This is a genomic window from Streptomyces antarcticus (assembly GCF_026627255.1).
Taxonomy (GTDB): domain Bacteria; phylum Actinomycetota; class Actinomycetes; order Streptomycetales; family Streptomycetaceae; genus Streptomyces; species Streptomyces antarcticus.
In genome coordinates, this window is the sequence record NZ_JAPNLM010000006.1 from 16162 (window position 1) to 42873 (window position 26712).

Sequence of the window (26712 nt, forward strand, 5' to 3'; positions counted from 1 at the left end):
TCCCCGCGCCTACGCCCGGTCCGGGTCCGGCACCACCGCCCAGCTGACCGCCGAGACCGAGGGGTCGAGCGAGAGGTTGCTGACCGCCTCCTCCAGCGCCCGGCCCTCCTGCCCCTCGGCGGTCAGCAGCGCGGACACGGTCACCAGGCCCGCCGTCGGCCCGTCCTGGCTGCGGATCGACCGCAGCTGGTACCCCGGCCGGGCCAGCGCGTCGACCAGCCGGTGGCGGATGTGGGCCTCCTCCGCCTCCAGGCACACCGCCTCGAAGTGGAAGTCGGCGGCCACCTCGGCGCCGCCGCGCGGCTCCCGGTCCAGGCGCCGGCCCAGCGGGCGCAGCAGGAGGTTGGCCCCCACCACGCCCACCGTGCCGCAGGCGGCCAGGACGAACAGGCCGACCCCGGCGAGGCAGCCCACGGCCGCCGAACACCACAGGGTCGCGGCCGTGTTCAGGCCCCGGACGCTCAGGCCGTCCCGCATGATCACGCCGGCGCCGAGGAACCCGATCCCGGAGACGATCTGCGCCGCGACCCGGGAGCCGTCGTAGTTCACCTCCGAGACCGCGCTGAGGAACCCGTACTGGGAGAGCAGCACGAACAGCGCCGCCCCGCCCGCCACCAGGGCGTTCGTCCGCAGCCCCGCCATCCGGGCCCGCCACTGCCGCTCCAGGCCGATCGCGGCCCCGAAGCCGAGTGCGGAGGCCAGGTGTCCGGCCATCTGCCATTCGGTGAGCAGCACCGGTCCGTCTCCTTCCTCCGTGGGGGATCGCGGCCCTTACAGCCAGGTGTTGAACCGGCGGATGTACCAGGTCTTCACGAGCTGGGTGAGCGTGCAGTACGCGAGGAGCACGCCGACCAGCCACGGGAAGTAGTCCGCCGGCAGGGCCGTGAAGCCCAGCGAGGGGGCCAGCGGCGAGAACGGCAGCCACAGCCCGGTCAGGACCGCGAGGACCGTCATCACCATCACCGGCCAGGAGGCGCGGGACTGGATGAAGGGGATCTTCCGGGTACGGATCATGTGGACGATCAGGGTCTGCGAGAGCAGGCCCTCGATGAACCAGCCGGACTGGAAGAGCGCCTGGTGCGCCTCGCTGTTCGCCCCGAAGACGTGCCACATGACCAGGAACATCGCGATGTCGAAGACCGAGCTGACGGGTCCGATGGTGACCATGAAGCGGCCGATGCCCTTGGCGTCCCAGTTGCGGGGCCCCCGCAGGTACTCCTCGTCCATCCGGTCCCACGGCGTGGCCAGCTGCGCGACGTCGTAGACCAGGTTCTGGACCAGAAGCATGATCGCGAGCATCGGCTGGAAGGGGATGAAGGCGCTCGCGACCAGCACCGAGAAGACATTGCCGAAGTTCGACGAGGCCGTCATCTTGATGTACTTGATGGTGTTGCCGAAGGTGGTCCGGCCCTGGATGACGCCCTGCTCCAGGACGGTCAGGTCCTTCTCCAGCAGGATGATGTCGGCCGACTCCTTGGCGATGTCCACGGCCGTGTCCACCGAGATGCCGACGTCGGCGTCGCGCAGCGCGGCCGCGTCGTTGATGCCGTCCCCGAGGAACCCGACCGTGTGCCCGTCGGCCTGCAGGGCCCGTACGATCCGGGCCTTCTGGACGGGGTTGACCTTGGCGAAGACCGTCGTACGGGCGGCCAGCGCGCGCAGCGCGTGCTCGTCGAGGGCGTCGGTCTCGGCGCCCAGCACCACGTGCCCGACGTCGAGGCCGACGTCCGCGCAGACCCGGGCGGCGACGAGTTCGTTGTCGCCGGTGACCACCTTGACCGCGATGCCCTTGTCGGCCAGGCCCTGGAGCGCCCGGCCGGCGTCGGCCTTCGGCGGGTCGAGGAAGGCGAGGAAGCCGATCAGGGTGAGCCCGTCCTCGTCCGCGACCGTGTAGGTGTCCCGCGGTGCGGTGATCCTGCGGGTGGCGACGGCCAGGACGCGCAGGCCCTGCCGGTTGTTCTCCTCGGCGATGCGGGTGGCGCGCGCCCGCATCCGGTCGGTCAGCTCGACCCTGCTGCGGCCTTCGGCCGGGGAAGCTCCCGAACCCCGGTCCGTCATGTGGGTGCAGAGGTCCAGGACCTCTTCGACGGCGCCCTTGGTGATCATGACGTGCTCGGTGCGGCCGAGGTCGCCGACGATCGCGTTGCGGTTCAGGACCACGGACATCCGGCGCCGGGCGAAGTCGAAGGGGATCTCGTCGACCATCGAGAACCGTGCGTCGACGACAACCTCCTCGGCCTCGTTGACGCGGTCGATGACCGCCTGGTCCATCAGGTTCCGCAGACCGGTCTGGAAGTGGGCGTTGAGGTAGCCGTACTCCAGGACCTCGTCGTCCTCCGTGCCGTGCACGTCCAGGTAGCGGTCCAGGACGATCCGGTCCTCGGTGAGGGTGCCGGTCTTGTCCGTGCAGAGCACGTCCATCGCGCCCAGGTTCTGGATCGCGTTGAGCCGCTTGACGACGACCTTGCGCTTGGACATGGCGACGGCGCCGCGGGCCAGGTTGGCGGAGACGACCATCGGCAGCATCTCCGGCGTCAGGCCGACCGCGACGGCGACACCGAAGAGGAAGGCCTCGTTCCAGTCGCCTTTGGTGAACCCGTTGATCATGAAGACGACCGGGACCATGACCAGCATGAAGCGGATCAGCAGGAGGCTGACCCGGCGCACGCCGGTGTCGAAGTTGGTCTGCGGGCGCTCGCCGACCAGCGCGCCGGCCATCGAGCCGAAGTAGGTGCCGGAGCCGGTGGCGACGACGACGCCGGTGGCGGTGCCGGAGGTGACCGAGGTCCCCATCAGCACAAGGTTGTCGGCCTCGACCGGGTCGGTGGTCTCGTGCTGGCCCAGGTCCTCGGTCCGGGTGTCGGCCTTGGCGACGGGCAGGGACTCGCCGGACAGGGCCGCCTGGCCGACCATCAGGTCCTTGGACGTGATCAGCCGCAGGTCCGCCGGGATGAGGTCGCCGGCGGCCAGCTTGACCACGTCGCCCGGAACCACCTGGTCCATGGGCACCTCGAAGGTGGTGGGACCGGAGCCGCTGCCGGCCCGGCGCTGCACCGCGCACGTGGTGGTCACGAGCCGGTTCAGCGCGTCGGCGGCCCGGCCCGAGCGGAACTCCTGCCAGAAGCGCAGCAGTCCGCTGATCCCCACCATCACGGCGAGGATGACGACGCCCGGGTCGCCGGGGTCCTGCCAGTACATGACCGCGGCCAGGAAGACCAGTACGGCGATGAACGGGTTCCGGTACGCCTTCGCCAGCTGGAGGTACCAGCGGGGCGCGCGCTCCTGGGCGACGGTGTTGGAACCGTGCCGCTCGAGGCGCAGCGCGGCCTCGGCGTGGGTGAGGCCGCTGCGTGAAGCGTCGACGGACTGGAGGACCTCGACGCCCGGGCGGGCACTGGCCGCGGCGAGCCGCTCGCCGACGAGCAGGGTCCGGGCCTCCAGCTCGGCGGCCTTGCGCTCGCGGCGGGTGCGGCCCGGCGGTGCGAGCTTCGCGGGGGTACGGGGGGTGAGCACGGTCATGACGAATACCTCCCTCCACGGCGTCCGGGCAGCACGGAGCCGCACGGTCACGTGGAGTGATCATGGGTCGGCGCGCGACGGCACGAAGCGGCCGCGGGGCACGCCGGTGGGCATGGATGACGCAGGCCCGACGAAGCCGTCAGGGCATGCGGAGGGGGAGCGGGGGCAGGGTGACGCGCGGACGCGTGGGAGCTACGGCGTACCGCGGCCGTGCGCACTCAGGGGAAGGACCGGCCGAACCGAGGGTCAGCCGACGGGAGCGCTGCAAGGACTTCGATCGGGACTCATCCCGAACACCTCCTTGCGTAGAGCGCTGTCATCACGGACGCCCGGTCCGGCCGGAAAGGCCGCAGAGGATCGGCGCCTTTGCGACCGTAGCACGATCGGGGCGACCGTTCTCTCCCCCTTCTGGCCGGTAGTGGCCGATTCGTGCTGCGTCAGCCTCTTGACGTCTGGAGGCGCAAAGGCTCGACTTAAGGTTCACAAGTTGGAGAGACGCCGGGGTCTCGGAGCGCCAAACCGTCAGGGCCCGGCTCGGGGGGCGACGGCTTGCCGTCGCTTATGGGCAGGAGTGGATGAGTCGTGCAGACTCCCGGATCGCAGTCTTCGCTGCATCGAGCGAATCTGGAACGGGTCGTGCGGGCGGTGCGGCTCGCGGGATCGCTGACCCAGGCGGAGATCGCCCGTGCCACCGGACTGTCGGCGGCCACGGTCTCCAACATCGTCCGGGAACTGAAGGAAGCCGGGACCGTCGAGGTCACGGACACCTCGGCCGGCGGCCGGCGGGCCCGGAGCGTCTCGCTCAGCGGGGACGCGGGCATCGTCATCGGCGTCGACTTCGGCCACACCCACCTGCGCGTGGCGGTCGGGAACCTCGCCCACCAGGTGCTGGCCGAGGAGGCCGAGCCGCTGGACGTCGACGCCTCCTGGGCGGACGGCTTCAACCGGGCCGAAACCCTGGTCGGACGGCTGGTCGCGGGCGTCGGGGTGGGCCTGGACAAGGTCATCGGCGTCGGACTGGGCGTGCCGGGGCCCATCGACGTGGAGTCCGGGACCCTGGGCTCGACCGCGATCCTGCCGGGCTGGGCCGGGATCAACCCCCGCCAGGAGCTCTCGCAGCGCCTCGGGGTGCCCGTGTACGTGGACAACGACGCCAACCTCGGCGCGCTCGGAGAGCTGGTCTGGGGCAGCGGCCGGGGGGTCAAGGACCTCGCGTACATCAAGGTCGCCAGCGGTGTGGGCGCCGGGCTGGTGATCAACGGCCAGATCTACCGGGGGCCGGGCGGCACGGCCGGCGAGATCGGGCACATCACGCTGGACGAGTCGGGCCCGGTCTGCCGCTGCGGCAACCGCGGCTGCCTGGAGACCTTCGCGGCCGCCCGGTACGTCCTGCCGCTCCTCCAGGGCACCCACGGGCCGGAGTTGACGATGGAGCGGGTGGTGGAGCTGGCCCGCGGCGGCGACCCCGGCTGCCGCCGGGTGATCACGGACGTGGGCCGCCACATCGGCAGCGGCGTGGCCAGCCTCTGCAACCTCCTGAACCCGAGCCGGGTGGTCCTGGGCGGTTCGCTGGCGGATGCCGGTGAACTGGTCCTGGCCCCCATCCGTGAATCAGTGGGGAGGTACGCGATCCCGAGCGCGGCCCGGCAGTTGTCGGTGCTCACCGGGTCGCTCGGGGGGCGGGCCGAGGTGCTGGGGGCGCTGGCCCTCGTGCTCAGTGAAATGGGCGATTCGACGCTTTTGTCGGATCATGGGAGTGGAGTGCGAGCACCAGTCGTCTTGTCTTCAGGTAGATAACGGATGGCACCGTTGTCATCTCGTTAAGGATTCACTCCTTGACGGCAAAACGCGGCCGGGGTTGACTCACATCCACCTCGGCCGCAGTGTTGCGGCCTCGTCAGGGAGGTTCAAGTAATGAACACTCGTATGCGTAGAGCCGCCGTAGCCGTTGCCGCCGGCGCCATGGCCGTCTCGCTTGCCGCTTGTGGCAGTGCGAAGGAGGCCGGCGACAAGCCGAAGGACTCCGCCGCGGTCGGCGACGCCATCAAGGTCGGGCTGCTCCTTCCGGAGAACCAGACCGCGCGGTACGAGAAGTTCGACAAGCCGCTGATCGAGAAGAAGGTCGCCGAACTGACCCGCGGCAAGGGCGAGGTCGTCTACGCCAACGCCAAGCAGGACGCGACCACGCAGAACTCCCAGGTCGACACGATGATCACCAACAAGGTGAACGTCCTCATCGTGGACGCGGTGGACTCCAAGGCCATCGCCGGCGCGGTCAAGCGGGCCAAGGACGCCGGCATCCCGGTCGTCGCCTACGACCGCCTTGCCGAGGGCCCGATCGACGCCTACACCTCCTTCGACAACGAAGAGGTCGGCAAGGTCCAGGGCAAGGCGCTGCTGGAGGCGCTGGGCGACAAGGCCAAGGACGGCCAGATCGTCATGATGAACGGTTCGGTTACCGACCCGAACGCCAAACTCTTCAAGTCCGGTGCCCACTCCGTCCTCGACGGCAAGGTGAACATCGGCAAGGAGTACGACACGGTCGAGTGGAAGCCGGAGAACGCCAACACCAACATGGCGGCGGCCCTCTCGGCGCTCGGCAAGGACAAGGTCGTCGGCGTCTACTCCGCCAACGACGGCATGGCCGGCGGCATCATCACCGCCCTCAAGGCGGCCGGCCTGTCCACCCTGCCCCCGGTCACCGGCCAGGACGCCGAACTCGCCGGTGTGCAGCGGATCGTGTCGGGCGAGCAGTTCATGAGCGTCTACAAGCCCTACGCCCCCGAGGCCTCGGCCGCGGCGGAGATGGCCGTCGCCCTCGCCAAGGGCGAGAAGATCGACGGGATCATCAACCAGAAGGTCGACAGCCCGACCACCAAGGCCGTCCCGTCCGTCCTGATCCCGGTCGTCTCGCTCACCAAGGCGAACATCAACGACACCGTCGTCAAGGACGGCGTCTACAAGGTCGAAGAGATCTGCACCGACAAGTACGCGGCCGCCTGCGCCACCGCCGGCATCAAGTAAGGCCCCCCGTCGCCCGCCCGCAGGGCGACCCCCGCGCCTGTCCGGCGCCCCGCCCCTTCTTACCCCGCCACCCGCGGGGCGCCGGGCAGAAACGTTTCACCCGTCTTGCTCCCGCTCTACCCCCCCATTCGCCCCGCTCCTGCTCTTTTGCACGACATCCCCGCCGGTCAGGCGGCGAAGGAGATGGTTCATGTGTCCGCTGCGCCCGTGCTGGCGTTGCGAGGGGTCTCGAAGCGGTTCGGCGCCGTTCAGGCCCTGACCGACGTAGAACTCGAGATCCACTCCGGTGAGGTGGTCGCCCTGGTGGGCGACAACGGCGCCGGCAAGTCCACGCTGGTCAAGACGATCGCCGGCGTGCACCCCATCGATGACGGTGTCATCGAGTGGGAGGGCCGCCCGGTCTCCATCGGCAAGCCCCACGACGCCCAGAACCTGGGCATCGCGACGGTCTACCAGGACCTCGCGCTGTGCGACAACATCGACGTCGTCGGCAACCTCTTCCTCGGCCGCGAGCTCAAGCGCCGCGGTGTCCTCGACGAGGTGGAGATGGAGCGCCGCGCCCGCGAGCTCCTCACCACCCTGTCCATCCGGATCCCCAGTGTCCGGATTCCCATCGCCTCGCTCTCCGGCGGTCAGCGCCAGACCGTGGCGATCGCCCGCTCGATGCTCGGCGAGCCCCAGCTCGTCATCCTCGACGAGCCCACCGCCGCCCTCGGTGTCGAGCAGACCGCACAGGTCCTCGACCTCGTGGAGCGGCTGCGCGAGCGCGGCCACGCCGTGATCCTCATCAGCCACAACATGGCCGATGTGAAGGCGGTCGCCGACAAGGTGGCCGTCCTGCGGCTGGGCCGCAACAACGGTGTCTTCAGCGTCGCCGACACCTCGCAGGAAGAGATCATCTCCGCCATCACGGGAGCCACGGACAACGCCGTGACCCGCCGCGCGGCCCGCACCGGGGAGGCCCGCAAGTGAGCACCGAGAACCCTGCCCCGCTCCACAAGACGACGGACGGCGTCGGCGGCCACACGGTCGTCAACCCGGCCGCCGCGGCGGACGCCATCCCCGCCGTGGACCCGCGCCTGCTCGTCCGCGAGCAGGGCCTCGCCGGATACCTGAGCGAGTTCGGCCGCAAGATGAAGGCCGGCGACCTGGGGTCCATCCCCGTCGTCATCGGCCTGATCATCATCTGGGGCATCTTCCAGGGGCTGAACGCGAACTTCCTCTCCCCGGAGAACCTCACCAACATCGCGATCACGATGACCGCCACCGGCATGATGGCCGTCGGCATCATCTTCGTGCTGCTGCTCGGCGAGATCGACCTCTCGGTCGGCTCGGTCAGCGGCGTCTCGGGCGCCATCGTCGCCGTCCTGTCGGTCACCCACGGCATGAACGAGTGGCTGGCCATCCTCGCGGCGGTCGCGGGCGGCGCCCTCATCGGCTCCATCCACGGCTTCTTCTTCGCCCGGATCGGTGCCCCGGCCTTCGCCGTCACCCTGTCGGGCCTGCTGTTCTGGTCCGGCGCGATGCTGCAGATCCTCGGCAGCAACGGCACGATCAACCTGGACTCCGACGGCGTGGTCGGCAAGCTGACCACGTACTTCTTCTCGGACGTGGCCGTCGGCTACGCCCTGGCCGCCGTCGCGGTGGTCGGCTACTTCCTCGGCTCCTTCTTCGACGCCCGGCGTCGCGAGGCCGCCGGGGTGCCCTCCCGGCCCATGGGCGAGATCCTGCTGCGCACCGGCCTGCTCGCGGTGTTCACCTTCGGTCCGGCCCTCGTGTTCAACCAGTACAAGGGCCTGCCGCTCGCGGTGGTGCTCTTCATCCTGGCCCTGGTCGGTACGGACTTCCTCCTGCGCCGCACCACCTTCGGCCGCCAGGTCTTCGCACTCGGCGGCAGCGTCGAGGCGTCCCGGCGGGCCGGCATCAACATCAACCGGGTCCGGATCACGGTCTTCGCGATCGCCGGCACCTTCGCCGCCATCGGCGGGCTCTTCTGGGCCTCCAAGATCGCGGCGGCCAACCAGAGCGCCGGCGCCGGCGACCTGCTGATGAACGTCATCGCCGCGGCCGTCATCGGCGGCACCAGCCTCTTCGGCGGCCGGGGCCGGACCTGGAACGCCCTCCTCGGCGTCATGGTCATCACCTCCATCCAGTACGGTCTGGCCCTGGAGGGCATCGCGACTCCGATCCAGTACATGATCACCGGTGCGGTGCTGCTGGCCACCGTGGTGATCGACTCGGTCACGCGCAAGACCCAGAAGACCGCCGGACGTGCCTGACCGCACGCCCGGAAGCGACATCCGCCGGTAAGACCGGTCACAGTGCCCGGTGCCACTTCGTGTGGCACCGGGCACCGATGCGTGTAAATACCCGTACACCTGTGCGGGTATACGCCCGTTTGGGATGTGTGACCCCACAGCGGTGTGTACATGTATGACAAAGGTGTGACACCGCCGGGACGGCCCGATGACCGCGCCCGCGAGCGGAACATTAGACTCGTCAGACCAGCTGGCGACTGCAAGGAGGCACGGGTGCTGCTGACCCGCATCAAGGGACCGCGCGATCTGGACCGGCTCGGCAAGGAGGAGCTCGACCAGCTCGCCTCGGAGATCAGGTCCTTCCTCGTCGACGCCGTCTCCAAGACCGGCGGGCACCTCGGCCCCAACCTCGGGGTGGTCGAACTGACGATCGCCCTGCACCGGGTCTTCGACTCGCCCAAGGACAAGATCCTCTTCGACACCGGCCACCAGGCCTACGTCCACAAGCTCCTCACCGGCCGCCAGGACTTCGGCGGGCTGCGCACCAAGGGCGGCCTGTCCGGCTACCCCTCGCGCGCCGAGTCCGAGCACGACGTGATCGAGAACTCGCACGCCTCCACCGTGCTGGGCTGGGCCGACGGCTTCGCCAAGGCCAACGAGGTGCTCGGCCGCGAGGACCACCACGTCGCCGCCGTCATCGGGGACGGCGCGCTCACCGGTGGCATGGCCTGGGAGGCGCTGAACAACATCGCCGCCGCCAAGGACCGCCCGCTGGTCATCGTGGTCAACGACAACGAGCGCTCGTACGGCCCCACCATCGGCGGCCTCGCGAACCACCTGGCGACCCTGCGCACCACCGACGGCTACGAGCGCTTCCTGGCCCGCGGCAAGGACCTCCTGGAGCGGACCCCGGTCGTCGGCAGGCCCCTCTACGAGACCCTGCACGGCGCCAAGAAGGGCCTCAAGGACTTCATCGCCCCGCAGGGCATGTTCGAAGACCTCGGGCTCAAGTACGTCGGTCCCATCGACGGCCACGACATCGAGGCGCTGGAATCGGCGCTGCAGCGCGCCAAGCGCTTCGGCGGACCGGTCATCGTGCACTGCCTCACCCAGAAGGGCCGGGGCTACGAGCCGGCCGTCCAGGACGAGGCGGACCGCTTCCACGCGGTCGGCGTCATCCACCCGGACACCGGTCTGCCGGTGAAGACCGCCGCCGCCAGCTGGACCTCCGTCTTCGCCGACGAGATGGTCAAGCTCGGCAAGGAGCGCGAGGACATCGTCGCGATCACCGCGGCCATGCTCCAGCCGGTGGGCCTGAAGAAGTTCGCGGACGCCTACCCGGACCGCATCTTCGACGTCGGCATCGCCGAACAGCACGGCGCCACCTCCGCCGCGGGCCTGGCCAGCGGCGGCGTGCACCCCGTCTTCGCCGTCTACGCGACCTTCCTCAACCGCGCCTTCGACCAGGTCCTGATGGACGTGGCCCTGCACAAGTGCGGGGTGACCTTCGTCCTGGACCGCGCCGGCGTCACCGGCGACGACGGCGCCTCCCACAACGGCATGTGGGACATGTCCATCCTCCAGGTCGTCCCCGGCCTGCGCCTCGCGGCCCCGCGCGACGCCGAGCAGCTGCGCGCCCAGCTCCGCGAGGCCGTCGCCGTCGAGGACGCCCCGACCGTCGTGCGCTACTCCAAGGGCGTCGTCGGCCCGGCCGTCCCGGCCGTCGGACGCATCGGCGGCATGGACGTGCTGCGCACCCCGGCCCCCGAGGTCACCCTCCCCCTCGGCCCTGCGGGCCTGGGAGGTGCCCCCACGGACGTACTCATCGTCTCGGTCGGCGCGCTCGCCCCGATGTGCCTGGAGATCGCCGCACTGCTGGACAAGCAGGGCATCACCTCGACCGTCGTCGACCCCCGCTGGGTCAAGCCGGTGGACGAGGCGCTGGCCCCGCTCGCGGACGGCCACCGCGTGGTCGTCACCGTCGAGGACAACGGCCGTACCGGCGGCGTGGGCGCCGCCGTGTCGCAGGCCCTGCGGGACGCGGGAGTCGACGTACCGCTGCGCGACTTCGGCATCCCGCAGCGCTTCCTCGACCACGCGCCGCGCAAGGAGATCCTGGCCGAGATCGGGCTGACCGCCCCCGACATCGCCCGGCAGGTCACGGGCCTGGTCGCCAAGCTCGACGGGCGCTACGACACCGAGCAGGCCGCCACCGTCGACTAGCCCGGTTGCAGGACGCGCGGTTGCACGTCGCGGGCCGGGAGATCACCCTTGAGGTGGGCCTCCCGGCCCGTTCGCGTGCGTCGACACCTGTTCGGAGGTGCGTCGGTGAGTAGGGATACGAACAGCCCCTTCCGCACCAAGACGGTGGAGCAGTCCATCCGCGACACGGAGGAGCCGGAACACGCGCTCCGCAAGTCGCTCTCCGCCTGGGACCTGACCGTTTTCGGTGTGGGTGTGATCATCGGCACCGGCATCTTCGTCCTCACGGGCATCGCGGCCCGGAACAACGCCGGGCCCGCCACCGCCCTCGCCTTCGTGGCGGCGGGCATCGTCTGTGCCCTCGCGGCGCTCTGCTACGCCGAGTTCGCGTCCACCGTGCCGGTGGCCGGCTCGGCCTACACCTTCGCGTACGCCTCGATCGGTGAGCTGCCCGCCTGGATCATCGGCTGGGACCTGGTGCTGGAGTTCGCGCTCGGCACCGCCGTCGTGGCGGTCGGCTGGTCCGGGTACGTGCGCAACCTCCTGGAGACCAACCTCGGCTGGGACATGCCCGTCGCGCTGGCCGGACCCGACGCGGGAGGAACCTTCGACCTGCTGGCCTTCCTGCTGATCCTGGCGCTGACCGCGGTCCTGGTCATCGGGACGAAGCTCTCGGCCCGGATCACCGCGGTCGTGGTCGCCATCAAGGTCACCGTGGTGCTGCTGGTCATCATCGCGGGGCTGTTCTTCATCAAGGCCGACAACTACTCGCCGTTCATCCCCCCGGCCCAGCCGCAGGAGGCGGGCAGCGGCCTGCACGCGCCACTGATCCAGCTGCTCTTCGGCTTCGCACCCACCAACTTCGGCGTCATGGGCATCTTCACCGCGGCCTCCCTCATCTTCTTCGCCTTCATCGGCTTCGACGTCGTGGCCACCGCGGCCGAGGAGACCAAGAACCCCCAGCGGGACATGCCGCGCGGCATCCTCGGCTCGCTGCTGGTCTGCACGGTGCTCTACGTCGCCGTGACGCTGGTGGTCACCGGCATGCAGAAGTACTCGGAGATGTCGCCCAGCGCCCCGCTCGCCGAGGCGTTCAAATCCGTGAACCAGCCGTTCTTCGCCGGCGCCATCAGCCTCGGGGCGTCCGTCGGTCTGATCACCGTGTGCATGATCCTGCTGCTCGGCCAGACCCGGGTGTTCTTCGCGATGAGCCGTGACGGACTGCTGCCACGCGTCTTCTCCATCACCCACCCCAAGTACCGCACCCCCTACCGGGCGACCGTGCTGCTCGGCGGAATCATCGCCGTCGTCGCGGGCTTCACCAGTCTGGAGAAGCTCGCGGAGCTGGTGAACATCGGCACCCTGTTCGCCTTCGTGGTGGTTGCCCTCGGCGTGATCGTCCTGCGCCGGACCCGCCCCGACCTGCACCGGGCCTTCCGCACCCCGTGGGTGCCGGTGGTCCCGATCGTGTCGATCGCGGCCTCGCTCTGGCTGATGCTCAACCTGCCTGCCGAGACCTGGATCCGCTTCGGGGTCTGGATGGCGATCGGCGTCGTCGTCTACTTCCTGTACGGACGCCGCAACAGCCGCCTCGGCAAGACCGGCGCGGACGCGAAGTTCTAGGCGTGCGAAGCCGGGAGCCGGCCGTACGGTCACCCGTACGGCCGGCTCCGTGTGTGCGGGCCCCCGTCAGCCCGTGGCCGGGGACTTCTTCGCGGAGGCCGGGATCTTCTGGTCGTTGCGCAGGGCCTCCCACAGCTGGGTCGCCTGCGGCTCCGCCGTGATCACGCGGTTCGGGTCCACCTTGTCGTAGGCCACCGGGAGCATGATGGTCTCCATGGTGTCCGGGTCCACGCCCTTCATGCTCTGCGCGAAGTCGGACAGCGCGGTGAGCGAGGCGAGGTCGGAGTCCGTGGTCAGGGACTTGGTGCCGGCGTCCGCCAGCTTGTAGAGCCGGGCCGGGTTGCCGAGGGCGTCCTGCTTCTTGATCTCGGACAGCATCGCCAGCATGAACTGCTGCTGGAGGCCTATCCGGCCCAGGTCGCTGCCGTCGCCGTAGCCGTAGCGGGTACGGACGAACTTGAGCGAGTCGGCGCCGTCCAGGCGGTGGGTGCCCGCGTCCAGCTTCAGGCCGCCCTTCGCCCCGGTCATCGGCTTGTCGAGGGTGACGGTGACCCCGCCGAGCGCATCCACCAGGCCCTTGAAGCCCGCGAAGTCCACCTCGACGAAGTGGTCGACGCGGACGCCCGACATGGCCTCCACGGTCTTGACCACGCACGCCGGGCCGCCGGTGCCGTAGATGCTGTTGAACATGGCCCGCTTCTGCGCCGGGGCCGTCTTGCCGTCCTCACCCTTGCACTCGGGCCGGTTGACCAGGGTGTCGCGCGGGATGCTCACCGCGGTCGCCTTGGCCCGGCCCTCGGGTATGTGCACCAGCATGGTGGTGTCGGAACGGGCCCCGCTGACGTCGCCGTGGTCCAGGTCGCCGTTGGCCCCCGCCCGGGAGTCGGAGCCGAGCACCAGGACGTTCTGCGCTCCGGCGACGACCTTCTTCGGCCGGTCGTCCCCGATGGCCCGGTTCAGGTCGACACTGGAGATGTTGCTGTTGAGACTGCTATACATCCACCACCCCGCCCCGCCGGCGGCGAGGATCAGGACTGCCACCGACAGCAGGACGATCCACAGGACGCGCTTGCCGCGGCGCGGCTTGCGCCGACTGGTGCGCGAGGGTGCGGCGGGCTGGTCGGTCATGGAGGCAGAGCCCTTCTGCTATAGATGAATGTGAATAATAGACAGACTTTCGAGTGGGTCGGTCCGGGGTGAACCGGAGCGGACGCTCACACGGCAGACGGCACATGGCGGAAGGACGGACGGCGTCGTGAACCCAGGCAGGGGCGGCACCCGGCCCGCCCGTCCGGCTCGCGGGGCGCAGGTCACCGCGCCGGGCGCGGCCGGACCCGCCCATCCCTCGGCCCCCAGCGGAAAGTGGCTGTTCAGGGGCAACGACGGCCGTCTGACGGCCTACGCGTGCGCCGCCGGGGGATTGCTCCGCTGGACCGAGACGGGTGCTCCCGGCACGGGCTGGACGGGCCCCGAGGAACTCGAGGTACCGGGCTGGACCGGGTCGGCGGTCATGGCGCAGAGCCACGAGGGCTACATCCATTTCGTTACCCTCCGCACCCCGGCGGACGGCTCCGACGGCCCCGAAGCCGCCGTCGCGACCCAGTTCCAGTCCGGCCGCGGCCTGACCGCCTGGCGCGGTCTGGGCGTTCCGGGCGTACGCGGCGGTCCCGCGCAGGACGGCCCGGTCCGGCCGCCGTGCGTCGTCGTCAACCAGCGCTCCGGCAGCGTGCACGTCATCGTGTCGCTGCGCCTCGGCGGCATCGTGCGGCGCAGCCGCAACTCCCAGGGCACGTGGGGCGGGTGGAAGCAGCTGGCCCCCGAGTCCTACCAGGGCGGGGTGACGGCGCTGATGCCCGTCGGCGGGCCCCTGGAGGTACTGGCCGCCGGGCCGGCCGGGGTCGACCGCTGGGTGGGCGCCGGGCAGGGGCAGTTCCGTCTCGCCGACCGCGTCGCCACGCAGATGGCCGGGGCCCCCGCGGGGTGTCAGACGGGCGCGCGCAGGGCCACGTACTTCTGGCGCTACCCGGGGGACGGTTCGCTGGTGGCCTGGCGGGCCGGGGACCAGGGAGTGCAGAGCGGCATGATGGGGCTCGGCGGGGCGGGCGGCCGCGGCACGCCCGGCGTCGGGAAGGCCGTCATCGGCGGCTACGACTGCACGGTCCTCGCGCAGAACGGCGCGGAGGGCGACATCGAACTCACCGCCTACGTCAGCGAGAACGAGGGGTACGGCACCTGGTGGGCCTCCCTCGGCGGCCACGGCCTGCACGCCCCCCAGGTCGCCGTCGACGCCGCGGACCGCATCGTGGTGGCCGCCCTCGACCGGGACGGCTCCCTGGTCGTCGCGCGGCAGGAAACCGCCGGCGAGGGCCTCGCGTTCGGCCCCTGGCAGCGGGCCTGACCGACCGGGGCCCGGCCGGGCCGGGGGTGCCGCCCCCGGCCCGGCCGCCGCCGGGCGGTCCGTCAGCCGCGGTCCGTCAGCCGCGGTCCGGCAGCGGGGTGCGCTGCGAGATCTCCACGCTGAGGCCACCGGACGTGGTGTAGTACGGCGTGGCCACCAGCTCCATGCCCTGCGTGCCGGGCGCCGGCGCGACGACCACCGGCTGCCGGGCGGTGGTGTCCAGGTCGTCGGCCCGGTGCCCGCCGAGCCGCACCTCCTGGGTCACGCCCTCGAAGGAGACGGCCAGGTGGAAGTCCCACACGCCGGGCGGTACCGGCCAGCCGCTGGAGGTCTGCGCCAGGTTGATCCGGGTCGAGAAGCGGCCCATCGCCCGGGTGTTGCCCTTGGAGTTGACCAGGGTGTCGTCGCGGCGGGCCGTCACGGAGAAGCCCTCCTCCGCGCCGCTCGTACGCTCCCGCATCACCACCCGGGTCGCGCGGTCCTTCGTCGACAGCTGCTCGAAGAAGGCGTACCCGTCCAGGAGCAGCATCGGCCCGTCCCAGCCCACGCCCTGGAGCTGGTGGCTGACGGTCATGTCGCCGGTGATGTCGAACAGCTCGTCCTCCAGGCCCACCTGAGGGTCGCGGAAGAACGGCAGCGTCGTGAACACCCTGCCGCCCTCGACCGTCTTGCGGACGCCCGGCCGGTCCTTGTCGGCCTCGAAGGCGGCCATCGTCGCCGCCTCCGCGACCCGGCCCCGCGCGAGCAGCGCGTACCGTACCGCCAGCATCCGGGGCAGCAGCGCCAGGGCCCCCGGCGAGACCTGGGAGCGCAGCACCTCGGACGCGGACCACAGGGTCCGCTCCCGGCCGGCCGGGTCCTCGGCGGTCAGCAGCGCGGCGGCGGTCGCCTTGCCCAGCTCCACTTCCAGGTGCCGCGCGTGCAGCCGGTCCCGCCGCGGCCCCTCCGGCAGCTGCGAGCTGACCAGCGCCAGCATCCGCGACACCAGGGCGACCCGGTCCGGCAGGGCCGCCGAGGGCGTCTGCGAGGGGCCCTTGACCACGCAGGTGCGGTCGCCGACCACCGAGATGTTGTCCGCCCCGATGTACGCGGCCGCGGTGAAGGCCTGCTCCTCGCCGAACGGCATGTCGGTGGGGAAGGCCAGCCCGCGCCGCTGGAGCAGGCTGGCGCGGAACAGCTTGTCCGACGTCAGCGACCAGTACGCGCGGGAGGTGTAGATGTCGGTGTGCGTCTGGTTCTTGCGGAACATCGACGTCGCCACCGTGTGCCGGCCGGAACTCTCCAGCTTTCCGAGCACGATGTCGGCCTCGTTCGCGTCGCCCGCCGCGAGCATCCGCTCCAGCCCGTCGGGCGCGAGGCGGTCCGCCGCGTCCAGGAAGATCACGTACCGGCCACCGGCCTGGCTGAGCGCCCAGTTCCGGGCCGACGCGGTGCTCAGCCCGCGCGGGACCTGGCCCACGCGCAGCAGCCCCGGGTACTGGTGGGCGGCGCGGGCCAGGAGGGATCCGCTGTCGTCGGTCGAGCCGTCGTCGACGGCGATGACCTCCAGCCGGTCCGTCCCGATCGACTGGGCGACGAGGGAGGCCAGGCACGCCTCGACCGCGGCGGCCTGGTTGCAGACCCGCAGCGCGACCGTCACGTCTTTGATGTCGGCGGCGTGCACGATCGCTTGGTTCATGATCCGTTGATCCTCATCGGTTACGCGCGGACTGGTCGGGCCGGGGCCACGGCATCTCCCCGATGAGCTCGGGCCACTGCCACGGGCGGAAGGCGACGTCCGTCGTGTGCTGCGGGAACACACCGGGGATGTGCGCCGGCGGACCCACGAAGACGTTCACGTGCGAGGTCAGTTTCGCGGCCGCGGGCGTGCCCACCACGTACTCGAACCGGTCGTAGCCGGTGAAGCCGGGTGCGGGCGTGTAGGTGACCCAGCCGTCGTAGGACAGCTGCGCGTCACCGTTGCCCGGCTGGGTCACGGAGATGGCCGTACTGCCCGCGGGGGCCGCCGACAGGACGTTCACCGAGCCCGGCCGGCCCGGTTCGGCCTCGATGCGCAGCCCCCGGGCGGAGGGCGCCCGCAGGCGCAGCGCCTCGTCCGAGAGCTTGCCGGTGCGCACCAGCCTGCGGCCGGTCGCGTCCGGGACGCCCACCATGATCTGGGGACGGAGGACGGGCGCGCCGACCGATTCGCGCAGCCGCAGGTGCAGGACGCCCGTGGCGGTCTCGCCGGCGTCGGCCCGGACCCGGAACCAGCGCTGCCGCGGGAAGTGCTCCAGGCCCTGGAGCGCCACGACATCGGCGATTCCCTTCAACGGCGCCTCCAGGAGGTACGCGCAGCCGCGCGAGGCGCTCTGGTCGGGCGCCACGGACAGGCCGAGCTGGAACGTCTCGCCGGGCACGACGTAGCGCCGCGGGTCGGCTGAGCTGTACAGGGCGGCGTAGACGACGCCCAGGGACGGGTCGTCGCCGAGGGCCCTGCCCCGGCACAGGAGATTCACGCGCCGGACTCCTCAACTACTGGGGGACATGGACACACGGGACTTGGTGTTGTGGGCGAACGTCTCTTCATCCAGCCAGCCCAGCTCGTCGTACGAGAACCGGCGGCGGTCGAGGTCCCGGCCCCAGTGGGACGGGATGATGCCCTGTTCGATCATGCTGCGGGCGATGAACCGGGCGCACTCGATGGCGCCCTCGGCCCGCAGGTGGACGTTGTCGCCGTCCTGGACGTGCCGCTGGAGGGGCTCGCCCGGCCGCAGGTAGGTGAAGACGCGCTTGGACGCCTCCGGCCCGAGCTCCTCCCACCACTGCAGGCTCTGGCGGTACAAGTCGACGACCGGCACGTGCTCGTCCTCGGCCAGCTGGCGGGCGGCGAGCGGGTAGTCGCCCAGGAAGCGGGCCACGTTGCCGTGCCGGTCGATGCGGCGCCGTTCGTACGGCAGCAGGATCACCGGGTGGGCCTGCCGCTCGCGGGTGCCGTGCACGTAGGCGGCCATGTGCTCCAGGAAGGTGGAGAACGGCTCCGTGTGCAGGCCCGGGTCGGGCTTCCAGTCCGTCTGGCCGAAGCCGAACAGGAGGTAGTCGCCCGGCCGCATGGTGTCCAGGATCCACTGGAGCCGCCCGCGTTCGCGGAAGCTCTTCGAACTGGCCCGTGCGCGGGCGCAGTTGACGACCTCGACCGCGTCGGTGAGGAAGAGCGGCAGGGCCTGTGTCCAGCCCGCCATCGGCAGGAAGCTGTACGGGCGGCCGACCGCGTTGGAGCCGCCCGCCACGAAGATCCTGGGGCGGACGCCCTGCTGGTTTCCGGGTGCGTACGTCACGCCTAGACCTCCTGCTCCTCCGCGGTCTGGGTGAGTAGCACCGACTCCAGAGCCGCTTCGAAGGCCGACCGCTGCGCGGGGGACGAGGTCGGGTCCTGCTTGCGCACGTCGATGACGTGGCCGGTCATCTCGGACAGCAGGACGTCGAGCGAGCTGAGGGCCACCGACTCGGAGGTCAGCAGGGAGCCCGAGGGCTCCTGGCCGAAGGCCTTGGTCCGCATCGGGGTGGCGGTGCGCTCGGGGTTCACGCAGTTGACGCGGATCCGGTCGCCGGCCCACTCGTCGGCGAGCGCCTGCGTCAGGTTGACCATGGCGGCCTTCGTGGAGGAGTACAGGCTGTACTCGGCGCGGCCACGGGTGTAGCTGCTGGACGTGAACAGCAGCAGCTGGCCCTCGGTCTCGCTCAGGTACTTGTACGAGGCGCGGGCGATGTTCACGGGGGCGAGGTAGTTGACCTCCAGCGCCTCCCGGATCGTCTCGTTGTCGGTCTCGTCGAGCCGGCCGACGCGCAGCACGCCCGCGGTGTTGACGACGTAGTCGATGCGGCCGGTCTCGGTGTAGGCCCGGGCGAGGGCCTCCTCGACGTGGTCGAGGTTCTCGACGTGCGTGCCGGTCGTGGAGCGACCCAGGGCGAAGACGCGGGCGCCGAAGCCCTCGGCGATCCGCGCGATGTCGGCGCCGATGCCGTACGAGCCGCCGAAGACGAGGACGGTCTTGCCGGCCAGCTGCTCGCGGTAGGCGGCATCGCCGGCCTGGGCGGGCGCGGTGTGCGAGGCGAGCTGGAACAGCTTGTCGGCGATGAAGACGTCGACGGGCTGGGTGACCTTCATGTTGTACTCGTCGCCCTGCACCACGTGCACCGGCACGTCCGGCAGGTACTTGACCACGACGGAGCAGTCGTCGGTGGCCTGGAAGGACGGGTCGGCCTCGGCCCGGTCGTAGGCGGCGCGGATCGTGGTGAGCCTGAAGCCCTGCGGGGTCTGGCCGCGGCGCAGCCGGGAGCGGTCCGGCACCTCGGTGATGAACTCGCCGTCGTCGCCGTGGGTACGGGTGACGATGACGGTGTCGGAGGAGGGGATGGCCACGTCGACGGCCTGGAACTTCTCCAGGGCCTCGACGCACTCCTTGACGACGCGCTGCGACAGCAGCGGGCGGACCGCGTCGTGGAAGAGGAGGTTGACGTCCTCGCCGGGGGCGAGGTCCTCGGCCGCCGCGCGGATCGCGATGCGGGTGGTCTCGCTGCGGGTGGAGCCGCCCGCCAGGACCCGGGTGACCTTGCCGAGGCCGGCGCGGTCCACGATGCGCTGGGCGTCCTCCACGTAGGCGGGGGTCATCAGGAGGATGACGTCGTCGACGTCCGGAGCGGTCTCGAAGATGTGCAGGGTGTGCTCGAGGATCGGCTTCCCGGCGATCTTGAGCAGCTGCTTCGGTATCTCTAGACCGATGCGCTGACCGGTGCCACCGGCGAGGACGACGGCAATGGTGCGGCGCGGGGTGGCACTGGAGGACAAGGTCTCCTTCTTCCTGGCAGGGGGATGGGGCACGAGGTGCTCGGGAGGGGTCCGGCTACGCGGGCAGGTGCGTGTGTTCCGGGTATTCCACGGGGAAATCGAGCAGCCCCCGCCGGTACAGGTTGTTCGCGGCGGCGTTGAAGCGGACGCCGGAGGGCGGGTACTCCTGGCCGAGGAGGTACTCCTTGAGCTGCTCCCGGTAGGGCGCCATGACGTCCTCGCGCGGATTGAGCATGGCGTCGATGGCCGTGCTCAGGCCGTTGCAGTCGGGGTCCAGGAGGTACGAGGCGTACGCCGTCCGCTGTTCGTTGCGGAACTCGGCATCGGGCAGCCCGTCGAGATTGAAGATCGCGTACGGCTTCAGCGTCGCGACGAAGTCGGACACGACGCTCGACATGTCGCCGATGAGCAGGTCGGACTGGTTGAAGCAGTCGTACAGGGCGGGGATCCGCTCGGTCACCACGTGGTGGGCGGTGTCCGGGATCGCGCTCCAGTACAGGGTCGCGGCCTGGTTGCGGCTGCGCCTGATGCGGGCGGTCCGCTCCTCTTCGGTGAGGTCGGGGAACTTGGACCGTACGCCGCGCTCGGAGAGGTCGGCGATGCGCTGGTCGATCCGGGCCAGTTTCCTGGCCGCGGACTTGGAGTCGGTGGCGTTGCGGCCGAAGCGCCGGGCGTTGTCCTCCTGGAGCATCGCGATGACGCGGCGGTGCGCGGCGGCGGCCTCGGCGGAGCGCGAGCCGGTGAGCGGGTGAGGCTTGTAGATGATCCGGATCTCCTGCTCGTGGTCGAGCAGGGCCTGGATCAGGGTCTCGCCGGCCGGGATGACCGAGGTGTAGCAGGCGTCGTCGGTCCAGCCCTCCCAGGTGGGGGCGTAGATGACGGTGGGCATCGGGCCGGCGACCTTGCCGGTCCAGCGGTGCAGCGGCATGAGCTGGGGCCGGCCGACCTCGACGATCTGGTTGTGCGTCACGGCGTGCTTGATGCGCTCGTAGCGGTCGCGGCCCGCGCGGCCGGCCACCCAGATCTCGTCGAAGACCTTGCTGACGCGGTTGCTGCTGGCGAGCTTGTCGCTGTCGCCGTGGCCGATGAAGACGTGCTTGACCTCCGCGCGCTGGAGCATGTGCACGTTCTTGCCCGCGTTGCCGGGGTAGAGGGCGACGCGGAGCTCGTTCATCTCGATCCGCGCCAGGTTGTCGGCCTTGGGAACGCAGATGACGGGGATGGACGTCGCGTCCAGGTAGCGCAGGGTGGCACGCTCGCGGAGCACGATGACGGGCCGCAGGTCCAGCTCCTCCAGTGCCTCCAGCCACATGTTCACCTGGTACATGAAGTCTTTGGAGATGGCGGCGAAGGTGAAGTAGAGCGCCACCTGGGGGCGGTATTCGGCCAGCTGGTGGTTGAGCTCGTCGAGGGCCTCGTCGGCGGTGGGCAGCTTGAGCGCGTTGCGCGCGTCGGGCACCAGCACCAGCAGGGAGAGGTAGGCCAGGAAGACGGTCGCGATCATGCCGTACGTGACCCAGCGCCAGTTGTCCGTCGCGATGGTGGCCAGCGCGCCGCCCATCAGCGGGATGTCCATGTGCAGGGTCTTGCGGACGTGCTTGTCGACCAGGAACGGGTGCGGCATGCGACGGATGCCGAGTGCCTCCAGGTCGAGCCCGCGGGTGGTGAACGGCAGCTCGTTGCGCATCTTGCGGACGTGCTTGAGGAGCGCGCCGTACGCGAGCTGGAGGATGAAGAGCAGCAGCAGCCCGATGGTGGTCATCTGCGCCACGAAAGACTCGATGTCGGCGATGGCTCCGCACAGGCCGAGCAGCAGGAACTGCCGGATGAGGAAGCGCATGGTGAGACCGAAGCGGGAGTCGCGCAGCCGCTCCAGCGTCGTCGATTCGCTGTTGTGGAGCAGCAGGTCGGAGGCGTAGCTGACGGCCGCGCAGTACGCGAACATCGGGAGGGAGGCGAGGGCGACGGCGGCCATCATGCCGATGAAGCTGAGAATCAGCCCAGCGGTGATCAAGATGCCGAGAACTGCTTGCCGTCGCTTGGAGCCCATAGTGCGGTGCCTCCCCCGTGGAGGTTTGAGAATCCCGTGAAGTGTCGGAGTAGTATAAGCAGCCTTATGGAGGCCTCGAGAACTTCAGGTGAACCCCGGGCCAATGCTTGGGGATGACCCTCTGTAAAGGTCACATAAAGGTAACGGGCCTTCGCTGGGTGTGGATGGCGGGCCTTCGGTCCGAAGGCGGCATCTCACGCCGTGAAGCGATAGAGCGTCAGTTCCCGGCGGTCTTCGTTCTTCACGGAAAAGCCGATGCACAATCCCACCCGGCCCCCCGCCAGGGTGACGGCCATTCCCTCGGGCTCTCGGTAGGGAAGATCCGGCGCCGCGGTGACGCGTTGACGGCCCTGCGCCTTTCCGGTGGTGACATCGATAGCCGAAATGTAAGTGTTGCCGCCGGACTTCCGGGGGTTCTTACCGTTTTTGTCTGTATACGGGTTTCCGGTCAGTATGTAGATGAAGTTCCCGTGCAGTGCGCAGCCCTGGAACCATTCCTCTTCCTTGACCTGTACGCCGGCTTTGACGAATTGCGCGGACTCCGTGCGCCCGGCGAGGAAATCCTCCATCTGGTATACGGCGAATCGCCGTTCGCCGCCCCGTTCGTGACTCACCAGCACACGGCCGCCGGCCAGGTCGAGGGAGGGGGAGACGTCGGAGGCGCTCGGCACCGGGTCGAAGTGGGTCACGGCCGAGTCCGAGCTGTCCAGGATCGCACCGTCCTTGAACGGCGTACGGGCCACCGAGCGGCCGTAGCCGGTCTTCGGGTCCGCCTTTCCCTCCACCCAGAGGTGGGTGCGCTTGCCCACCGGCTCGACCGCGAACGAAATGCCGTGGCCGAAACCGCGCAGATACATGTGGCCGGTGACTTTCCCCGCCGCGGTCAGCCGCGTCAGGCACATGTCCCCGGAGTCCTTGCGGTCGGTGGCGGCCAGCGGCTCGTCCTCGTCCGAAAGGCGGATTCCGGCCTGAAGGGTCTGGAGCGTGTAGACCAGACCGTTCACGTCGTCGAAGGCGAATGACTGCGGGCCCGTCGTGTTGAAGAGCCGCGTGGGCGTGAGTATCTCGGTGCCGGAGCGTATGTCGAATTCGCCCACGATCCGGGGAAGGGCGTTCTGTTCGTCCGTTACGTCCGTTACATCCGGCTCATCCGGTTCGGTGTCCCGTGGCCATCCCAGGCTGCTCGCGGCAATTCCGGCGGCAACGGCGCCGCCGGCGAACAGCAGGGTCCGCCGGCTGAAAGGTGTCTGGTTGTCCGCCATGTCCGGCATTCTGTCAGCAGGGCCGTCCGGCCCCGGCATCGGCCCCCGGCCAGGGCGTTCTCTCAAAGGCATCGGGCGCCCGCCCCCGACGGGGGACGGACGCCCGATGTGCATTCGCATCGCTATGCGACGGTATGTCGGGCCGGAACCCGCCACACCAAAATTCCTCAGACCGGGACGCTCGCCAGACCGGGGGCGAGGAACTTCTTGCCGTTCACGCGCTCCGAGACGCCCTCGCGGTCCAGGTACGGCGTGACGCCGCCCAGGTGGAAGGGCCAGCCGGCGCCCGTGATGAGGCAGAGGTCGATGTCCTGGGCCTCGGCCACGACACCCTCCTCCAGCATCAGACCGATCTCCTGTGCCACCGCGTCCAGGACGCGGTCGCGGACCTGCTCCTCGGTCAGGACGCTGTCGCCCTGGACCAGGAGGGCGGCGACCTCGGGGTCGAGCTCCGGCTTGAAGCCGTTCTCGGCCGAGTAGACGTAGAAGCCGCGCTTGCCGGCCTCGACGACCCGCTTCAGGTTGGGGGAGACGGTGAAGCGCTCCGGGAAGGAGCGGTTCAGGGTCTCGGAGACGTGCAGCCCGATCGCGGGGCCGACGAGCTCCAGCAGCACCAGCGGGGACATCGGCAGACCGAGCGGCTCGATGGCCTTCTCGGCCGTGGCCACCGGGGTGCCCTCGTCGATGACGTTCTGGATCTCGCCCATGAAGCGGGTGAGGATGCGGTTCACGACGAACGCCGGGGCGTCCTTGGTGAGGACCGCGGTCTTCTTCAGCTTCCGCGCGACACCGAAGGCCGTGGCCAGCGAGGCGTCGTCGGTCTGCTCGCCGCGGACGATCTCCAGCAGGGGGAGGATCGCGACCGGGTTGAAGAAGTGGAAGCCGACCACGCGCTCCGGGTGCTGGAGCTTGGAGGCCATCTCCGACACCGACAGCGAGGAGGTGTTGGTGGCGAGGATCGCGTGCGCCGGGGCGACCGCCTCGACCTCCGCGAACACCTTCTGCTTGACCGACATCTCCTCGAACACGGCCTCGATGATGAAGTCCGCGTCCGCGAAGCCCTCGGCCTTGTCCAGGACGCCGGTCACCAGTGCGGTCAGGCGGTTGGCCTTGTCCTGGTTGATGCGGCCCTTGCCGAGCAGCTTCTCGATCTCGGCGTGGACGTAACCCACGCCCTTGTCCACGCGCTCCTGGTCGATGTCGGTGAGGACCACCGGCACCTCCAGGCGGCGCAGGAAGAGCAGCGCCAGCTGCGAGGCCATCAGACCCGCGCCCACGACGCCGACCTTGGTGACCGGGCGGGCCAGGGACTTGTCCGGGGCGCCGGCCGGGCGCTTGGCGCGCTTCTGGACCAGGTTGAAGGCGTAGATGCCGGAGCGCAGCTCGCCGCCCATGATGAGGTCCGCGAGCGCGGTGTCCTCGGCGTCGAAGCCCTTCTGCAGGTCGCCGTCCTTGGCCGCCTCGATGATCTCCAGCGCGCGGTAGGCGGCCGGGGCCGCGCCGTGCACCTTGGAGTCCGCGATGGCGCGGCCGCGGGCGACCGCCGCGTCCCAGCCCTCGCCGCGGTCGATCTCGGCGCGTACGACCTCGGTGGTGCCCTTCAGCACGCCCGCGGTCCACAGCAGCGACTGCTCCAGGAAGTCCGCACCCTCGAACAGCGCGTCCGCGATGCCCAGGTCGAGCACCTGCTTGCCGCGCAGCTGCTTGTTCTGGTTCAGCGAGTTCTCGATGATCACCGAGACCGCGCGGTCCGCGCCGATCAGGTTCGGCAGCAGGGCGCAGCCGCCCCAGCCGGGAACCAGGCCGAGGAAGACCTCGGGCAGCGAGAAGGCCGGGATGGCCTTGGAGACGGTGCGGTAGGAGCAGTGCAGGCCCACCTCGACACCGCCGCCCATCGCCGCGCCGTTGTAGTAGGCGAAGGTCGGGACGGCCAGCGCCGAGAGGCGCTTGAAGACATCGTGGCCGCCCTTGCCGATGGCGAGCGCCTCGTCGTGCTTCTTCAGCAGCTCGACGCCCTTGAGGTCGGCGCCCACCGCGAAGATGAACGGCTTCCCGGTGATGCCCGCGCCGACGATGGAGCCGGCGGCGGCCTCCTGCTCGAGCTGGTCGATCGCCGCGTTCAGGTTGGCGAGGGACTGCGGGCCGAAGGTGGTCGGCTTGGTGTGGTCCAGGCCGTTGTCCAGCGTGACGAGCGCGAAGCGCCCGGCGCCGAACGGCAGGTCCAGGTGGCGGACGTGCGCCTGCGTGACGACCTCGTCCGGGAACAGCTCGGCCGCGCCCTTCAGGAGCTCAGTGGTGGTGCTCACTTGGAGTCTCCCTCGGAGGTGAAGTGCGGGTTCTCCCAGACGACGGTGGCGCCCATGCCGAAGCCGACGCACATGGTGGTCAGGCCGTAGCGGACGTGCGGCTGCTCCTCGAACTGACGGGCCAGCTGCGTCATCAGGCGCACGCCCGAGGAGGCGAGCGGGTGACCGAAGGCGATGGCGCCGCCGTACTGGTTCACGCGCGCGTCGTCGTCGGCGATGCCGTAGTGCTCCAGGAAGGCCAGGACCTGTACGGCGAAGGCCTCGTTGACCTCGAAGAGGCCGATGTCGTCGATCGTCAGACCGGCCTGCGCGAGGGCCTTCTCGGTGGCCGGGATCGGGCCGTAGCCCATGACCTCCGGCTCGACGCCCGCGAAGGAGTACGAGACCAGGCGCATCTTGACCGGGAGGTTGTTCTCCCGGGCGAAGTCCTCGGACGCGATGATCGCGGCGGTGGCTCCGTCGTTGAGACCGGCGGCGTTGCCCGCGGTGACCCGGCCGTGGGGGCGGAACGGGGTCTTGAGGCCGGCCAGGTTCTCCAGCGTGGTGCCCGGGCGCATCGGCTCGTCGGTGGTGACCAGGCCCCAGCCCGTCTCGCCCGCCGCCTCGTTGGTGTTGCGCACCGAGACCGGGACCAGGTCCTGCTGGATCTTGCCGTCGGCGTACGCCTTGGCGGCCTTCTCCTGCGAGCGCACGGCGTACTCGTCGGCGCGGAGCTTGGTGATCGTCGGGTACCGGTCGTGCAGGTTCTCGGCGGTCATGCCCATGAACAGGGCGGACTCGTCGACCAGCTTCTCGGAGACGAAGCGCGGGTTCGGGTCCACGCCCTCGCCCATGGGGTGGCGGCCCATGTGCTCGACGCCGCCGGCGAGGGCGACGTCGTACGCGCCGAAGGCCACGCCGCCCGCGACCGCGGTCACGGCGGTGAGCGCGCCGGCGCACATGCGGTCGATGGAGTAGCCCGGGACGGACTGCGGGAGGCCCGCGAGGATGCCGGCCGTACGGCCCAGCGTGAGGCCCTGGTCGCCGATCTGCGTGGTCGCGGCGATGGCGACCTCGTCGATCTTCTTGGGGTCCAGGTCCGGGTTGCGGCGCAGCAGCTCCCGGATCGCCTTCACGACGAGGTCGTCGGCGCGGGTCTCGTGGTAGATGCCCTTCGGGCCCGCCTTGCCGAACGGGGTGCGGACGCCGTCTACGAAGACGACGTCCCTGACGGTACGAGGCACGTTGGCTCTCCTCCAGGTG

General features: G+C 70.2%; 18 protein-coding genes. 7 read left to right on the forward strand and 11 right to left on the reverse strand.

Features of this window, described 5'->3' with window-relative positions; genetic code table 11:
* Positions 1 to 9: 9 nt before the first annotated feature.
* Positions 10 to 735 carry an MgtC/SapB family protein gene (locus OTB16_RS11715; protein WP_324290803.1) on the reverse strand — a complete coding sequence of 242 codons (726 nt, stop codon included), beginning with the start codon at positions 733 to 735 and terminating at the stop codon, positions 10 to 12.
* 36 nt (positions 736 to 771) lie between these two features.
* Positions 772 to 3519, reverse strand: a complete 2748-nt coding sequence (mgtA, locus tag OTB16_RS11720; protein WP_267720040.1) for a magnesium-translocating P-type ATPase — start codon at positions 3517 to 3519, stop codon at positions 772 to 774.
* Between the two features lie 582 nt (positions 3520 to 4101).
* On the opposite strand from mgtA, the gene OTB16_RS11725 reads away from it, so the two are divergent.
* The 6 genes from OTB16_RS11725 to OTB16_RS11750 all read left to right on the forward strand — a co-directional run bounded on the left by OTB16_RS11725 (position 4102) and on the right by OTB16_RS11750 (position 12626).
* A complete protein-coding gene (locus OTB16_RS11725) occupies positions 4102 to 5316 on the forward strand; it encodes an ROK family transcriptional regulator (RefSeq protein ID WP_267720041.1) in 1215 nt (404 codons plus the stop codon).
* A 129-nt stretch (positions 5317 to 5445) separates the two neighbouring features.
* Positions 5446 to 6543, forward strand: a complete 1098-nt coding sequence (locus tag OTB16_RS11730) for a sugar ABC transporter substrate-binding protein (protein ID WP_267720042.1) — start codon at positions 5446 to 5448, stop codon at positions 6541 to 6543.
* 183 nt (positions 6544 to 6726) lie between these two features.
* Entirely contained in the window at positions 6727 to 7515 is a 789-nt protein-coding gene (locus OTB16_RS11735; RefSeq protein ID WP_267720043.1) for an ATP-binding cassette domain-containing protein, read from the forward strand.
* Positions 7512 to 8822: a sugar ABC transporter permease gene (locus OTB16_RS11740; RefSeq protein ID WP_383901805.1), complete on the forward strand. Its 1311-nt coding sequence runs from the start codon at positions 7512 to 7514 to the stop codon at positions 8820 to 8822. The genes OTB16_RS11735 and OTB16_RS11740 overlap by 4 nt, the downstream gene beginning before the upstream one ends.
* Positions 8823 to 9074: 252 nt before the next feature.
* A complete protein-coding gene (gene dxs / locus OTB16_RS11745) occupies positions 9075 to 11024 on the forward strand; it encodes a 1-deoxy-D-xylulose-5-phosphate synthase (RefSeq protein WP_267720044.1) in 1950 nt (649 codons plus the stop codon).
* A 105-nt stretch (positions 11025 to 11129) separates the two neighbouring features.
* Positions 11130 to 12626: an amino acid permease gene (locus tag OTB16_RS11750; protein WP_267720045.1), complete on the forward strand. Its 1497-nt coding sequence runs from the start codon at positions 11130 to 11132 to the stop codon at positions 12624 to 12626.
* A 66-nt stretch (positions 12627 to 12692) separates the two neighbouring features.
* On the opposite strand, the gene OTB16_RS11755 is transcribed toward OTB16_RS11750, so the two are convergent.
* Positions 12693 to 13754 carry an LCP family protein gene (locus OTB16_RS11755; protein ID WP_267720046.1) on the reverse strand — a complete coding sequence of 354 codons (1062 nt, stop codon included), beginning with the start codon at positions 13752 to 13754 and terminating at the stop codon, positions 12693 to 12695.
* A gap of 127 nt (positions 13755 to 13881) precedes the next feature.
* On the opposite strand from OTB16_RS11755, the gene OTB16_RS11760 reads away from it, so the two are divergent.
* A complete protein-coding gene (locus OTB16_RS11760; protein ID WP_267720047.1) occupies positions 13882 to 15024 on the forward strand; it encodes a hypothetical protein in 1143 nt (380 codons plus the stop codon).
* Between the two features lie 76 nt (positions 15025 to 15100).
* Here OTB16_RS11760 and OTB16_RS11765 read toward each other — a convergent pair whose 3' ends face one another.
* From OTB16_RS11765 to OTB16_RS11800, 8 genes are all read right to left on the reverse strand, one after another.
* The gene (locus OTB16_RS11765) at positions 15101 to 16702 is read right to left on the reverse strand and encodes a glycosyltransferase family 2 protein (RefSeq protein WP_267720048.1); all 1602 of its coding nucleotides are present in this window, start codon (positions 16700 to 16702) and stop codon (positions 15101 to 15103) included.
* 13 nt (positions 16703 to 16715) lie between these two features.
* Complete coding sequence (locus OTB16_RS11770; protein WP_267720049.1) at positions 16716 to 17522, reverse strand: Ig-like domain-containing protein; 807 nt, start codon at positions 17520 to 17522, stop codon at positions 16716 to 16718.
* Positions 17523 to 17534: 12 nt separating this feature from the next.
* Positions 17535 to 18341 carry a rhamnogalacturonan acetylesterase gene (locus OTB16_RS11775; protein WP_267720050.1) on the reverse strand — a complete coding sequence of 269 codons (807 nt, stop codon included), beginning with the start codon at positions 18339 to 18341 and terminating at the stop codon, positions 17535 to 17537.
* A 2-nt stretch (positions 18342 to 18343) separates the two neighbouring features.
* Positions 18344 to 19852, reverse strand: coding sequence for a bifunctional cytidylyltransferase/SDR family oxidoreductase (locus tag OTB16_RS11780; protein WP_267720051.1), 1509 nt, complete (start codon positions 19850 to 19852; stop codon positions 18344 to 18346).
* Positions 19853 to 19907: 55 nt separating this feature from the next.
* Positions 19908 to 21866, reverse strand: coding sequence for a hypothetical protein (locus OTB16_RS11785; RefSeq protein ID WP_267720052.1), 1959 nt, complete (start codon positions 21864 to 21866; stop codon positions 19908 to 19910).
* 230 nt (positions 21867 to 22096) lie between these two features.
* Positions 22097 to 23164, reverse strand: coding sequence for a phage baseplate protein (locus tag OTB16_RS11790; protein ID WP_267720053.1), 1068 nt, complete (start codon positions 23162 to 23164; stop codon positions 22097 to 22099).
* Positions 23165 to 23331: 167 nt separating this feature from the next.
* Positions 23332 to 25470 (reverse strand): 3-hydroxyacyl-CoA dehydrogenase NAD-binding domain-containing protein, encoded by a 2139-nt coding sequence (locus OTB16_RS11795; RefSeq protein WP_267720054.1) that lies wholly within the window; start codon positions 25468 to 25470, stop codon positions 23332 to 23334.
* Complete coding sequence (locus OTB16_RS11800; protein WP_267720055.1) at positions 25467 to 26693, reverse strand: thiolase family protein; 1227 nt, start codon at positions 26691 to 26693, stop codon at positions 25467 to 25469. The genes OTB16_RS11795 and OTB16_RS11800 overlap by 4 nt, the downstream gene beginning before the upstream one ends.
* Positions 26694 to 26712 lie beyond the last annotated feature (19 nt).

Bases quoted from the DNA above. Each gene is read 5' to 3' on its own strand.
- mgtA (WP_267720040.1), bottom strand. From the start codon at position 3,519: ATGACCGTGCTCACCCCCCGTACCCCCGCGAAGCTCGCACCGCCGGGC.
- OTB16_RS11790 (WP_267720053.1), bottom strand. From the start codon at position 23,164: ATGGCGGACAACCAGACACCTTTCAGCCGGCGGACCCTGCTGTTCGCC.
- OTB16_RS11735 (WP_267720043.1), top strand. From the start codon at position 6,727: ATGGTTCATGTGTCCGCTGCGCCCGTGCTGGCGTTGCGAGGGGTCTCG.
- OTB16_RS11765 (WP_267720048.1), bottom strand. From the start codon at position 16,702: ATGAACCAAGCGATCGTGCACGCCGCCGACATCAAAGACGTGACGGTC.
- OTB16_RS11755 (WP_267720046.1), bottom strand. From the start codon at position 13,754: ATGACCGACCAGCCCGCCGCACCCTCGCGCACCAGTCGGCGCAAGCCG.
- OTB16_RS11730 (WP_267720042.1), top strand. From the start codon at position 5,446: ATGCGTAGAGCCGCCGTAGCCGTTGCCGCCGGCGCCATGGCCGTCTCG.